The organism is Cardiobacterium valvarum (assembly GCF_900460955.1).
Lineage (GTDB): Bacteria > Pseudomonadota > Gammaproteobacteria > Cardiobacteriales > Cardiobacteriaceae > Cardiobacterium > Cardiobacterium valvarum.
On sequence record NZ_UFUW01000001.1, the window covers coordinates 1,616,453 to 1,628,750 of the forward strand.

General features: G+C 57.7%; 13 protein-coding genes and 1 pseudogene. 6 read left to right on the forward strand and 8 right to left on the reverse strand.

Features of this window, described 5'->3' with window-relative positions; all coding sequences use genetic code 11:
* The first annotated feature begins 57 nt into the window (after positions 1 to 57).
* Complete coding sequence (gene thrC, locus DY250_RS07885; RefSeq protein ID WP_115611814.1) at positions 58 to 1,470, forward strand: threonine synthase; 1,413 nt, start codon at positions 58 to 60, stop codon at positions 1,468 to 1,470.
* 159 nt (positions 1,471 to 1,629) lie between these two features.
* On the opposite strand, the gene DY250_RS07890 is transcribed toward thrC, so the two are convergent.
* The 3 genes from DY250_RS07890 to DY250_RS07900 form a co-directional block, all read right to left on the reverse strand.
* Positions 1,630 to 2,076 (reverse strand): hypothetical protein, encoded by a 447-nt coding sequence (locus DY250_RS07890; RefSeq protein ID WP_174904602.1) that lies wholly within the window; start codon positions 2,074 to 2,076, stop codon positions 1,630 to 1,632.
* Between the two features lie 186 nt (positions 2,077 to 2,262).
* Complete coding sequence (locus tag DY250_RS07895) at positions 2,263 to 3,447, reverse strand: amino acid aminotransferase (protein ID WP_115611815.1); 1,185 nt, start codon at positions 3,445 to 3,447, stop codon at positions 2,263 to 2,265.
* A complete protein-coding gene (locus DY250_RS07900; RefSeq protein WP_115611816.1) occupies positions 3,440 to 3,916 on the reverse strand; it encodes an RDD family protein in 477 nt (158 codons plus the stop codon). The genes DY250_RS07895 and DY250_RS07900 overlap by 8 nt, the downstream gene beginning before the upstream one ends.
* Before the next feature lie 125 nt (positions 3,917 to 4,041).
* Here DY250_RS07900 and DY250_RS07905 point away from each other — a divergent pair, with 125 nt between their 5' ends.
* From DY250_RS07905 to DY250_RS07925, 5 genes are read left to right on the forward strand one after another with little or no spacing between them, the layout of a single operon-like run.
* Complete coding sequence (locus DY250_RS07905) at positions 4,042 to 5,841, forward strand: L,D-transpeptidase family protein (RefSeq protein WP_115611817.1); 1,800 nt, start codon at positions 4,042 to 4,044, stop codon at positions 5,839 to 5,841.
* A gap of 10 nt (positions 5,842 to 5,851) precedes the next feature.
* The gene (gene fabA, locus DY250_RS07910) at positions 5,852 to 6,379 is read left to right on the forward strand and encodes a 3-hydroxyacyl-[acyl-carrier-protein] dehydratase FabA (RefSeq protein ID WP_115611818.1); all 528 of its coding nucleotides are present in this window, start codon (positions 5,852 to 5,854) and stop codon (positions 6,377 to 6,379) included.
* 23 nt (positions 6,380 to 6,402) lie between these two features.
* Positions 6,403 to 7,620, forward strand: a complete 1,218-nt coding sequence (fabB, locus tag DY250_RS07915) for a beta-ketoacyl-ACP synthase I (RefSeq protein WP_115611819.1) — start codon at positions 6,403 to 6,405, stop codon at positions 7,618 to 7,620.
* Complete coding sequence (locus DY250_RS07920) at positions 7,613 to 8,455, forward strand: hypothetical protein (protein WP_115611820.1); 843 nt, start codon at positions 7,613 to 7,615, stop codon at positions 8,453 to 8,455. The genes fabB and DY250_RS07920 overlap by 8 nt, the downstream gene beginning before the upstream one ends.
* 5 nt (positions 8,456 to 8,460) lie before the next feature.
* Positions 8,461 to 9,138 (forward strand): epoxyqueuosine reductase QueH, encoded by a 678-nt coding sequence (locus tag DY250_RS07925; RefSeq protein WP_115611821.1) that lies wholly within the window; start codon positions 8,461 to 8,463, stop codon positions 9,136 to 9,138.
* A gap of 52 nt (positions 9,139 to 9,190) precedes the next feature.
* Here DY250_RS07925 and DY250_RS07930 read toward each other — a convergent pair whose 3' ends face one another.
* The 5 genes and pseudogenes from DY250_RS07930 to DY250_RS07955 form a co-directional block, all read right to left on the reverse strand.
* The gene (locus DY250_RS07930) at positions 9,191 to 9,568 is read right to left on the reverse strand and encodes a hypothetical protein (protein ID WP_115611822.1); all 378 of its coding nucleotides are present in this window, start codon (positions 9,566 to 9,568) and stop codon (positions 9,191 to 9,193) included.
* A gap of 105 nt (positions 9,569 to 9,673) precedes the next feature.
* Positions 9,674 to 10,541 (reverse strand): annotated as a pseudogene (locus tag DY250_RS15115) (IS256 family transposase, variant Zn-binding type); the annotation flags it as partial.
* A gap of 187 nt (positions 10,542 to 10,728) precedes the next feature.
* A complete protein-coding gene (frdD, locus tag DY250_RS07945) occupies positions 10,729 to 11,127 on the reverse strand; it encodes a fumarate reductase subunit FrdD (protein WP_115611823.1) in 399 nt (132 codons plus the stop codon).
* Between the two features lie 10 nt (positions 11,128 to 11,137).
* A complete protein-coding gene (locus DY250_RS07950; protein ID WP_115611824.1) occupies positions 11,138 to 11,530 on the reverse strand; it encodes a fumarate reductase subunit C in 393 nt (130 codons plus the stop codon).
* 1 nt (position 11,531) lies between these two features.
* Positions 11,532 to 12,296, reverse strand: coding sequence for a succinate dehydrogenase/fumarate reductase iron-sulfur subunit (locus DY250_RS07955; RefSeq protein WP_115611825.1), 765 nt, complete (start codon positions 12,294 to 12,296; stop codon positions 11,532 to 11,534).
* Positions 12,297 to 12,298: the final 2 nt, after the last annotated feature.

Consider the following 12,298-nt stretch of genomic DNA (forward strand, 5'->3'; position numbering starts at 1 on the left):
GAGGAAAATGTCGCCAAGAAACCCGCGTACCGTGTCGGACAACACAAGGAGACCTCCATGCAATACCAATCCACCCGTGGTGCCAAACTCGGCGGCTTCTGCGACATCCTCCTGCAAGGCCTTGCGCCCGATGGCGGCCTGGCCATGCCGAGCAACATTCCGCACATCAGCGGCAAAACCCTCGAAAGCTGGCGCGGGCTCGACTACGCCGATCTCGCCTACGCCGTCATGCACCCCTTCATCGGCGACATCCCGGAAGACGACCTGCGCGCCATCCTGCGCCGCACCTACACCACAGACGCCTTCGGTAGCGCAGACATCACCCCGCTGACCCGCCTCGGCGACAGCAACACCTACCTGCTCGAACTCTCGAACGGCCCCTCGCTTGCCTTCAAAGACATCGCCATGCAATTCCTCGGCAACGCCATGGCCTACGTCCTAGAAACCCGCGACGCGCGCCTCAACATCCTCGGCGCCACCTCCGGCGACACCGGCTCCGCCGCCGAATACGCCATGCGCGGCAAAGACCGCATCAACGTCTTCATGCTCTCGCCGCATGGCCGCATGAGCCTCTTCCAGCAGGCGCAGATGTACAGCCTGCAAGACAAAAACATCCACAACATCGCCATCGAAGGCGTCTTCGACGACTGCCAGGACCTCGTCAAAGCGGTGAACAGCGACGCCGCCTACAAAACCGCGTACCACATCGGCGCGGTCAACTCCATCAACTGGGCGCGGGTGCTGGCGCAAAGCGTGTACTACTTCAAAGCCTGGCTCGCCCTCGGCCTGCCCGCCGGCAGTCCGGTGGACTTCTGCGTGCCCTCCGGCAACTTCGGCAACATCTATGCCGGCTACCTCGCCAAACAAATGGGGCTGCCCATCGCCCACCTCATCATTGCCACCAACGAAAACGACGTCCTCTACGAAGCCCTGCAAACCGGCCACTACCGTGCCCGTCCGGCGGCAGAAGTCGAAAAAACCAGCAGTCCCTCAATGGACATCGGCAAGGCCAGCAACTTCGAGCGCTACCTCTACAACCTGAGCGGCAACAACGCCGCGCAAACCGCCGCCCGCTGGAAAACCCTGGTAGCAGACGGAGCCATTGACCTGCAACCGCTCATGGACGCCATCCGCGCCTCCGGCTTCACCGCCGGCCGCAGTGATCACGCCGCCCGCCTCGCCACTATCCGTGAGACCTATCAGGTCTACAACCGCCTCATCGATCCGCACACCGCCGATGGCGTGTACGTCGCCAAACACTGGCGCGCGGAAAACAAAAGCGAACGTCCGCTTATCTGCCTGGAAACCGCGCTGCCGGCCAAATTCGAGACGACCGTGCGCGAAGCGACCGGCCTGCGCGCCCCACGCCCCGCACAATTTGAAGACATCGAAGAAGCGCCTCGCCGCGTTACCGTCATGGCAAACGACGTTAGCGCGCTGAAAGACTACATCACGGCCGCCCTCGCCTGATCTGCGCTATTCACCATACACAGAGACGCCGCTCGCAGCGTTTCCTGCACTGACGGGGCGGTATTCACGCCGCTTGGCGGGCAGAAAGCATTGGCATACGCGTCTTGGGCAAACGGCATAAAAAAACGGGGCCGGGCCCCGTTTTTGTTTCCACTTTTTTTATTTGCGGATTTTCCATTCGTCTTTACCCTTACCTTTGGTGAGGCGGACTTTACCGTCTTTGGATTTGTAGCCGCCTTTGCTGGCGTTCAGGATGACGCCGTCCGGCAGGTCGGCAGCGAAGACTTCGGCTTTTTTCTTGTCCTGAGACAGGATGACGTACACGGCGAGGGTGTCATTGGCCGGGTCAATCAGCTGAATGTCGGCGGCATCGAAGATTTGCACGCATTCGTTGCGCATGGTGGACCAGGTTTGGCCGGCAGACGGCATGCAGCCGTGGGCGTCTTTTTCGCCACCTACTGCCGGTTGTTCAACGGCTTGTTGTGCCGCAGCAGCATCGGCCTCCGGCGGAGCGGGTGCAGGGTCGGCTGGCGGGGTTTTGTTACCACCACCGCAGGCGGCGAGGAGGCAGGCGGCTGCAAGCAGGGACAAGGCATGTTTTTTCATCGGGTTCTCCGTAGATTGGGATGGTTTTCCGCCGCCTCAAGCGACGGATGATGGGACAAGGCCGCATCGGCGGGCGATTGTCGGTGAGTTGTTGTTTTTTGGCAAGGTTTTTGTTGTACGGATGACACTTTGCACACGGTTATAAAGAAGCCGCCTGACGGCGGCTTCTTTACTTTTTGAGCGGCATTACAGCACCGCTTTCACCGCTTCGGCGAGACGGGCGACTTCCGCTTCACTTTTCATGCCGGCGATGTTGATGCGGCCTTCGCCGACCATGTACACGGCGTAGTCGTTACGCAGGCGTTCGACGCGTTCTTTGCCGAGCGGCAGCAGGGTGAACATGCCCCGGTGCGAATCGGTGATGAAGCGCCAATCACCACCGCAGGTCTTGGTCAGTGCGTCAGCAAGTTGTTGGCGGCGCAGGCGTATGTAGGCGCTGACTTCGTTCAGTTCTTTTTCCCAGTCGGCGCGCAGGGCACTGTCACTCAGGATTTCTGCAACAACAGCGGCGCCGTGGTCGGGCGGCATGGAGACCATCGCGCGGCTGGCGGTCGCAAGGTAGCTACGCAGGGCATCGGCAGTGCGCGCGTCTTTGGCGATGGTGAGAACGACACCGACGCGTTCGCGGTAGAGGCCGAAGTTTTTCGAGCAGGAGGCGGCAATAAAGAGGGTTTCGAGGCTGGAAGCGAGTTTGCGCACGCCGTAGGCATCCGGCTCGATGCCTTCGCCGAAGCCGAGGTAGGCGAGGTCAATTACGGGCAGGAAGCCACGTTTGGCCGCAATGTCGGCGACTTTGTCCCAGTCTGCCGGGGTCAGGTCGGCGCCGCTGGGGTTGTGGCAGCAGCCGTGCAACAGCACGATGTCGTCCGGCCCCATTTTTTCGAGAGCGGCAAGGAAGGCGTCGCGGTTGACGATACTTTTCTCGCGATCGTAGTAGGGGTAGGTTTTGGCGGCAAAGCCGCAGGCACCGAAGATAGCGTGGTGGTTACCCCAGGTTGGGTCAGGTGTCCAGAATTGTTTGCCGGCGGCAATTTGCCGCAGGACTTCAGCGACGATGCGCAGCGCACCGGTACCGGCGACGGCCTGGTTCTGGCGTACGCGGTTTGTGTCGTAGCCGCTGCCGAGGATGAGTTCGGCCATGCACTGGTTGTAGTCGTCGTTACCGTTGACGCCGACGTATTTTTTGGTCGTCTGCCGCTGCCAGATGCGCTGTTCGGCTACTTTGACGGCGCGCATAACCGGTGTTTCACCCGTAGTGTCCTGAAAAATGCCAACGCCAACGTCGATTTTTTCAGGGCGCGGATCGTCGCGGCACAGTTTGGACAGCTTCAGGATGGGATCATCCGGCAGTTTTTCGATGTGCTCAAACATGGGGTTTCCTTTTTTTGGCTGAGGGATAGGGGTTGGTGGGCAAGAAGTAGAGACGGGTGCGCGAGAGGCGGTCGTAGAGAGTGCAGCCGTCCACATCAAGGTAGCGCCACCATAGGCCGATTCCCGCTGGGGCGCAAGTGAGAAGGGCGCAGCACCAGCGTTTGAGGGCGCGCGCGGTAGTGAGCGGGCGGCCGTTTTCGTCGGCAACGGCCAGCCGCCAGGCGCGCATGCCGAGGGTCTGCCCCTGCCGCGTCCAGAAGTAAAGGTCGAAGGCGAGCCAGGTGACGAGCAGCGCCGCTTGCAACAGGTAGCGTAGCGTGCCGCCGGTGATGGCTTCGCCTTTGTTGAGGATGATGAAGAGGAAGCCGACGCCAATCCAGCAGGCGACAAGGAGCAGGGTGTCGTAGACGATGGCGGCGAGGTGACGCATGAGCGGGGCAGAACGGGCATCGGCAATAATCAGGGGCATAGCGGCAGTGTATGGCGGGTTTTCCGCATACTAACACGGCGGCGGCTTGCGGAAAATTCCGCGACGAGGCGACCGTTTGCCGCTAAAATGTCGCCGTTTTTTCACTATTTTGCAGGGAACTGTTCATGAATGTTTTTTCGCGGTATCGCACCGCTTCCGTTTTTGCCCTACTGGCTGTCTCCGGCGCGGCTTTTACCCAGGAAGCGGTTGATGAAGAAGCGGTATTTGATGATGCACCGCCTTCGCTTGCCGACAATCTGCCACCTGACCCGTCTGCTGCGACCAGCGAACTATCAGAAATGGCTGCTGACGGCGCTACACCGCAAGAAACCATGACGCAGGCGCACCAATCCATCATCAGTGAAGCGATGCGCCCGTTTAACAGCCGCCGTATCGAATTGATTGAAACACTGGCGCTGAATCCGACAGAAGTTGCTTATCGCGGCCAGATTTATCCGCTGAAAAATCCGCAACGCCTGCGCCTTTTCTATGAGAACGAGCAATATCCGACCGTATGGACGCAGGAGAACAACCTGCTGGAACGGGTGGACGGGCTGAAACGGCTGATTGCCGATGCACCGCAGGATGCCCTGCCGCCCGCCCGCTACCACAGTGCGCTGATTAACAACCTGCAAGCGGGCGCGCAATACGATGATATCGTTCCGCTGGAACTGTTGCTCACTGATGCCTACCTCACTCTTGCTGGTGACCTTGCTAACGGCTTGGTCAACCCGCGTAAAACTCATCCTGAGTGGAATGCCGAAGGTGTCAGCGATGAAGCTTTGGGTGATATGCTGGCGCAAGGTGTCGTCTCCGGTGACATCGAAACTGCCATACGCACCATCAACGACGGTAACCCGCGTTATCAAGCGCTGAAACAGCGCTATAACGCCGTCATAGGTAACGCCATCCTTACCCCGACGAACAGCAGCAATAGTGCGCCGCTGCCGAAAGTCACCCTGCGTCCCGGCATGAATCACGAAGCCGTCGCCATCCTGCGTGACAAACTCGGCATCCCGGCAGAAGGTGGCGACCCTTTCTATTACGACGACACCCTGGCCGACGCCGTCCTTACCTACCAGCAAAGCCACGGCCTGAAAGCCGACGGCATCGTCAGCGGCAAGACCCGCAGCATGCTCAATGGCGGCAACAAAAGCGGTGGTGCGCGTAATGCCAGCGCCGACAGTCTGATGATCAACATGGAGCGGCTACGCTGGCTGCCGCAGGACATGGGGGAGACCTACGTCCTTGTGAACATCCCGTCCTACTACGTCAAGATGTATCGCGGCAACGAAATCGTGTACGAAACCAAAGCCGTCATGGGACGTCGCGACCGACAAACCCCCGCTTTCACCAATCACCTGCGCCACATCGTGATGAGCCCGAGCTGGACCGTGCCGCCGACCATCATGAAAAAAGACAAAATTAACAAACTGCGCAGCAATCCCGCTGCCTTCGATGGCAGCTTCGATGCCGTTGTCGGCGGACGCGTCATGCGCCCAAGCGCCGTCAACTGGGGCTCGCCTGCTGCCGTGCACTACACCCTGCGACAGAAACCCGGCGCGCGTAACGCCTTGGGCAAGGTCAAATTCCTGTTCCCGAATAAACACGCCATCTACCTGCACGATACTCCGAGCAAAGGTCTTTTCAGCCGCAGCGACCGTGCCCTCAGTTCCGGTTGCGTCCGCCTGCAAAAGCCCGAAGAATTTGCCAACGTCCTGCTTAATAACAACGGCTGGTCATCCGAGCGCATCAAAAAAGCGATGAACCAGAGCAAAGAACAATGGGTAAACACCCCGGAAACCCCCATCTACCTCGTGTACTGGACCACCTGGACCGAGCCGGACGGCAGGCTGCAAACCGCTGGCGACATCTACGGCAAGGACAACATCCTCTTGCAGCAATACAAAAAAGCGCTGAACTAAGGAGGCAACCATGACCAGCACGCATACCCCGCAAAACAGCTACAGCAAAGAAGAACTGCTCGCCTGCGGACGCGGTGAAATCTTCGGCGCGGGCAATGCCCAGCTGCCGCTGCCCAACATGCTGATGATGGATCGCATCACCACCATTAATAAAGACGGTGGCAAACACGGCAAAGGCGAAATCATCGCCGAATTCGATATTCATCCCGACCTGTGGTTCTTTGCCTGCCACTTCCAGGGTGACCCCGTCATGCCTGGCTGCCTCGGCCTGGACGCCATGTGGCAACTCGTCGGCTTCTACCTCGCCTGGAGCGGCGGCGTCGGGCGCGGCCGGGCACTCGGCTGCGGTGAAGTCAAATTCAGCGGCCAAGTCCTGCCGACCCACAAAAAAATCACCTACCACATCCACATCAAACGCCTCATCATGCGCCAGCTCATCCTCGGCATTGCCGACGCTACCGCCAGCGTTGATGGGCGCGAAATCTACAATGGTACCGACCTCAAAGTCGGCCTATTCACCAGCACCGACAGCTTCTAACCCCCCATAAAGAGAGCAACAACATGAAACGCGTCGTCGTCACCGGCATGGGCATCGTGTCCAGCATCGGCAACAACTGCAAAGAAGTCCTTGCCGCCCTGCAAAATCTCAAATCCGGCATCACCCACAGCGCAGACTACGCCGAAAAAGGCCTGCGTTCCCAAGTCGAAGGCCGCATCAATATCGACACCAAAGCGCACATTGACCGCAAAATCCTGCGCTTCATGGGCGATGCCGCCGCCTACTGCTACATCGCCATGAAAGAAGCCATCGAGCAGGCCCGTCTCCTGCCCGAACACATCTCCAATATCCGTACCGGCCTTGTCGTCGGTACTGGCGGCGCCACGCCATCTGCCCAAGTCGAAGCGGCGGATACCCTGCGCACCAGCGGCGTCAAACGCATTGGCCCCTACGCCGTTACCAAAACCATGGCTTCCACCACCTCCGCCTGTTTAGCAACCCCTTTTGCCATCAAAGGGGTGAACTATTCCATCAGCTCCGCCTGCTCCACCAGCGCGCACTGCATCGGCCACGCCGCCGAACTCATCCAGATGGGCAAACAGGACATCGTCTTCGCCGGCGGCGGTGAAGAAGTCAACTGGGCATTGACCTGCATGTTTGACGCCATGGGTGCCCTATCCACCAACTACAACGCCACCCCCGAAACCGCCTCACGTGCCTATGACGCCAACCGCGACGGCTTCGTCATCTCTGGCGGCGGCAGTGTCCTCGTCCTTGAAGAATACGAACACGCCAAAGCACGCGGTGCCGACATCATCGCCGAACTGACCGGCTACGGCGCTACCTCGGACGGCTATGACATGGTGCAGCCCTCTGGCGAAGGTGCCGTGCGCTGCATGCAAATGGCGATGGCCACCCACCCGGGCGATATTGACTACATCAACGCCCACGGCACCTCTACTCCCGTCGGCGATACCCGCGAACTCGAAGCTATTAAAGCCGCCTTTGCCGATAAAACCGTGCCGCCGATCAGCTCAACCAAATCCCTGACAGGTCACGCCCTCGGTGCCGCAGGCTCAAACGAAGCCATCTACTCCCTGCTCATGCTGCAACACGGCTTCCTTACCGCCTCGGCGCATATTGACACCCTCGACGAAAACGCCGTTGACCTGCCCATCCTGCGTGAGAACCGCCAGCAAACCCTTAATGCCGTCATGAGCAACAGCTTCGGCTTTGGCGGCACCAATGCCACCCTCATCTTCAGCCGTGTTAATGCCTAAGCCCCGCGCCATCCTCCTGCTCGTTGCCCTCACCCTAGGCGTGCAGGCAGGAGCCCAATACATCACTGGTGAAGAACAACCTCTGCGTCCTGATCCCATCCCTGCCGGACAACACACCGTGCAACAACCTGCTGAAGCCCCGGTTGCCGGCAAAAAAAACAAAAAAACGCAGAAGAAGGGCGAACAGCCTGCTGCTGCAGAACAACCGCTGCCCAGCGCGGATAACCTCGAAACCTATACTGCCGCACAAATCGTCGAACAAGCCCAGGCTGAGGCAGCCGCCAAACAAGAAGCTGCGCAAAAAGCCGCAGAACAGGCGACACAAGCCGAGGCGGCCGCCAAAGCAGCAGCAGAACAAGCGGCTGCGCAAAGCTCCGTCCAGGATACACAAGCCGTCGTACAAAACGGTGACAACCAGGTAGCCGAACTCCCCGCACAAGGCGCAGATAGCGGCGAAATTCCCGGCGTGGAAGCCCCCCAAGATGATGCGGATAACGTCGCCCTCCTGCCCGTTGAACGACTTACCCCACCGCCACCGCCGACTGAGACCGTTATCGTCGAACAAGCCATCTACCGCTGCCCGCAAGGCAAAGGCTATATCTATGTCGATGCCGACGCGAAAAAAGGCCGTGGTCGCTGCACCCTTTACCGCGCTGCAAAAACCGAAGAAGTCCCGGTCGGCAGCCAGCCCGAAAAACCCCTGCCCGGCGGCAATGCCAGTTGTAGTGGCACCCTCAACTACAAGGGCAACACCTACCTCTTCCGCGACGGCATGCCTTGCCCCATCCCGGACAACATCTTTCGCCGCCTGACCCCGGCTGCCAGCAGCCGCTAAACACCATGAACACCAAAGCCCCCTTCCAGCGCCCCAAACTCGTCCCGCCCGACGACCATAACAAAGTCCTGCTGCATTCCTGTTGTGCCCCCTGCTCAGGCGAAATCATGGAGGCCTTGCTTGCCTCGGAAATCGACTACACCATCTTCTTCTATAACCCCAATATCCACCCGCGCCGCGAATACGAAATCCGCAAGAACGAAAACATTGCCTTCGCAGAAAAACACAACATCCCTTTCGTTGATTGCGACTACGACACCGATAACTGGTTTGCCCGCGCCAAAGGCATGGAATGGGAACCCGAACGCGGCAAACGCTGCACCATGTGCTTTGATATGCGCTTCGAACGCACCGCGCTCTACGCCCACGAGCATGGCTTCCCCATCATCACCAGCTCGCTGGGCATCAGCCGCTGGAAAAACATGGAGCAAGTCAACCAAAGCGGCCTGCGCGCTGCCGAACCCTACCCCGATGTCCAGTACTGGACCTTCAACTGGCGCAAAGGCGGCGGCTCACAACGGATGATCGAAATCAGCAAGCGCGAGCACTTCTACATGCAGGAATACTGCGGCTGCATCTATTCCCTGCGTGATACTAACGCTTGGCGCCTGAAAAACGGACGCGGCAAAATCAAACTCGGCGTGATGTACTACGGCGATGATGACCCGCCGACAGAAAAATAAACACCAAAAAAGCGGGCGACAAGCCCGCTTTTTTATTGCCATTCCCGCCAAATCAAGCGGCATCGGCATCTTCTGTTTCCAGCCGATTACGCAAAAACGGAATCTTGCCCGCCAATTTGCGTAAACCAGCAATCGTCCAACGCTTCAACGGTAACCATACCGCAACACCGAAAATAGCTAGAACATACAGCGCCCAAGTGGGGAATAATTCGCTAAATAGATTCGGCAAAGCTAAAGAAGCGCGGTGTTTCCAGCCCACCTTGGCAAGCCCCTTATATTTCGATAAAGACTGCATAAATTTACTCGCTCCTACCTTATTCAATAAAGCTATACCTTTCTCGCCATAAGTTGTTGCTACTTTTATTGCATAATCATTTTGCGTAATTTTTCCAGCTTGAAAAACTTTCTCACCACCGAGTTTAATCATCATTAAACTGCGATCCTTAAATCTATCCGCAAAATTCGGCGTAATGGACAAATTTCATGCTTTTTTTGAGACGTTGCACTCTAATGGACAAATTTCATGCTCTTCCCTCTATTTTTTGCTGAAATAATCTTTTATAAACCGCAATTTACTCTCTTTTTTCAAGCCCCGATGACACTGCAAAAGCTGCTTCATTTCGCTGAATTTCCCTTCCAGCAAATTGGTCGTATTCGGGATACCCGGGTCGGGAAAACGCTCGCAGGTAAACAACCATGGCAGATGCCGTTTCAGGCTGTTGTAGGCGGTGCGCAGGCGCTTATGTGTGTAGTGTGAGTGGCCTGTTTTCTCGTTCACGCTGCGTTCGTTCAGGAAGGCGGCGTACTGCTCGTACCAGCGCTTGAGCGCCACTTCAAACGCCGCCTGAGTGGTCTCCGTCAGGGTCAATGACAGGGCCCGCAGCGCCTGTGCTGCCCGGCTTTTAGGCTTTCTGCTCAGGTGGCGCACGATGATTTTTATTTGGTGAAATTGGCACATCTACGGGTATACCCAGGAACGAATCCAGCAAGCCGCTTTTGCCATCGCAGATAATGCTTTGTATCTCAATGCCTTTTTCTCGCAACGCCGCGACCGCCTGCGTGTAGAGCGCGTTGGTTTCCCGCTCAACTGCCACGACCATCAAGGCGCGCTTGCTGCAAGCGTCGTAGAGGACCATGACGCCCCATTTTCGGCCGAAACAGGTGGTGTCCATGATGAGGTTCACGGGTGCCTGTGGCAGCGCGCATTCGGCCTGTGTAGCGGCTTTGATGAGGTGGCGACGGATCGTTTTGATGCTGCATCCGTACTGCGCGGCAAGCTGTGCGGCGCTTTGCTTGCCTTCGCTGTAGCGCTGCCAAAGGGTGTTGGGATTAAGGCGTTGGCCCCCTATGAATTGGCGCTTGCAGGAGCCGCAATGGTATTGCTGTTTCCCGTTGTCACGATGCCCGTTTTTCTTGACCTGTTTTGAGCCGCAGAAAAAGCATTTTTTGTGTTCAAAGGTTTTGACCTCGCGTAAAGCCTTGCAGCGTAAGGGCTACGGCGATTCTTAGCATGAAATTTGTCCATTACGCCGGATTTTCGTAGAAAAAAAAGCGCGGCATCCGCCGCGCTTTTTTATCGCTCAGATTTGCTTACCAACCTACGCAGAGGGTGATGAGAGCGCCGAGGATGGCAATGGCGTAAAAAATATTACGCGTGCGGTTGCCGATGTGAATGTGCAGGTCGTGCAGAACGTAGTAGAAGCGGTGCACGCCGTGCCACAACATGGCAAAGATGATGCCGACCAGAATCAGGTAAACGAAGTTGTTGGCTACCAGCCAGTGAATGCTGTGGTAGAACTTCGCCGGATCACCAAGCATACCGAAGGGCAGCAGGACGCAGAGAACGAGGATAATCGGTGCGAGCGCGAGGGCTGCGATAGTGCCGCCGACAGAGAAGAGTCCCCAGTAGATGGGTTTCAGGTGACGGGTATGGCGGACATGTTCGTGTTTGAAACGCCACCAGTAGTTTTTGGTGCTTTGTTCGTTCATGGGTCTCTCCTCAGGACAGGCAGGCGACGAGTATCAGCAGGATGACGAGAACGCCGCCAAATGCCGCCCAGCCGCCTTTGATGATGAGGTTATCCGGCACGAATTTTTCGCCGCGCTGGATGCGGATGGCTTTCGGCATGGCTTCAAACCAGGTTTTGCTGTTGAGCAGCGAGCCAACGATGGCGATGAGGTTGATGAGCAGCATCAGCGGATTGTGCTGAAAGTGTGCCCAGCCCAGCCAGGCGGCTTCGCTGTTTGCCAAAGCGGCGACACCGTAAAAGAGGTTGAAGGCGGCGATAGCGGTGGTGATGCTGGTCAGCTCGCGCAGCATGTACCAGCGGTAGAAGCGGTTGGCTTTGTACCAGTCGTCAGGTTGGGCGTGGTGATAGGGTTTACGCGCCATGTCATGCCTCCTGTTGTTTTTTCGGCGTTTTTTCGGGTTTGACGAGGTTCAGCCCCCAGTACGGCACAGCTGTCGCCTTGACTTGCTGGATGGCGCCTGCCGGATCAACGTGTTTCGGGCAGACTTCGGAGCAGGTGCCGACGAAAGTGCACGGCCAAACGCCATTTTCGTCAATCAGCGCGCTGTATCGCTGGCGGTTGCCTTCGTCGCGGTTGTCAAGGTTGTAGCGTTGCGCGAGGGCGATGGCGGCCGGGCCCAAATAGTCAGCGTTGATGCCGATTTGCGGACAGGCCTGGTAGCAGAGCATGCAGTTGATGCACATGGTGTACTGCTTGAATTTGGCCAGTTGTGCTGGGGTTTGCAGGTATTCTTTTTCGGCCAGTGCGCGCGGGTTTTTGGTGACGATAAAGGGGCTGACGGCGTTGAGTTTGTTGATGAAGGGGTCAAGGTCAACAACGAGATCTTTTTCGATGGGAAAGTTGTCGAGTGCACCGATGGTGATTTCGCCGACATCCGCATATTCGCGCACGAAGGTCGAACAGGCGAGACGAGGCTCACCGTTCACCACCATGCCGCAGGAACCGCAGACTTCCATGCGGCACGACCAGCGGTAGGCGATGCTCGGATCGAAGTCGGCTTTGAGCAGTTCGAGGGCGTCGAGAATGGACATGTCGGGCGTCCATTCGATTTCAAAGGGCTGCGCCCAGGGTTTTTCGTCCTCGTCGGGACGGTAACGCATCAGGTTGATTCGGATTTTTTGTGTCATGT

What these genes read in the sequence shown, in the direction of transcription:
- thrC (WP_115611814.1), top strand. Translation starts at nt 58, where the DNA reads ATGCAATACCAATCCACCCGTGGTGCCAAACTCGGCGGCTTCTGCGAC.
- DY250_RS07890 (WP_174904602.1), bottom strand. Translation starts at nt 2,076, where the DNA reads ATGAAAAAACATGCCTTGTCCCTGCTTGCAGCCGCCTGCCTCCTCGCC.
- DY250_RS07895 (WP_115611815.1), bottom strand. Translation starts at nt 3,447, where the DNA reads ATGTTTGAGCACATCGAAAAACTGCCGGATGATCCCATCCTGAAGCTG.
- DY250_RS07900 (WP_115611816.1), bottom strand. Translation starts at nt 3,916, where the DNA reads ATGCCCCTGATTATTGCCGATGCCCGTTCTGCCCCGCTCATGCGTCAC.
- DY250_RS07905 (WP_115611817.1), top strand. Translation starts at nt 4,042, where the DNA reads ATGAATGTTTTTTCGCGGTATCGCACCGCTTCCGTTTTTGCCCTACTG.
- fabA (WP_115611818.1), top strand. Translation starts at nt 5,852, where the DNA reads ATGACCAGCACGCATACCCCGCAAAACAGCTACAGCAAAGAAGAACTG.
- fabB (WP_115611819.1), top strand. Translation starts at nt 6,403, where the DNA reads ATGAAACGCGTCGTCGTCACCGGCATGGGCATCGTGTCCAGCATCGGC.
- DY250_RS07920 (WP_115611820.1), top strand. Translation starts at nt 7,613, where the DNA reads ATGCCTAAGCCCCGCGCCATCCTCCTGCTCGTTGCCCTCACCCTAGGC.
- DY250_RS07925 (WP_115611821.1), top strand. Translation starts at nt 8,461, where the DNA reads ATGAACACCAAAGCCCCCTTCCAGCGCCCCAAACTCGTCCCGCCCGAC.
- DY250_RS07930 (WP_115611822.1), bottom strand. Translation starts at nt 9,568, where the DNA reads ATGATGATTAAACTCGGTGGTGAGAAAGTTTTTCAAGCTGGAAAAATT.
- frdD (WP_115611823.1), bottom strand. Translation starts at nt 11,127, where the DNA reads ATGAACGAACAAAGCACCAAAAACTACTGGTGGCGTTTCAAACACGAA.
- DY250_RS07950 (WP_115611824.1), bottom strand. Translation starts at nt 11,530, where the DNA reads ATGGCGCGTAAACCCTATCACCACGCCCAACCTGACGACTGGTACAAA.
- DY250_RS07955 (WP_115611825.1), bottom strand. Translation starts at nt 12,296, where the DNA reads ATGACACAAAAAATCCGAATCAACCTGATGCGTTACCGTCCCGACGAG.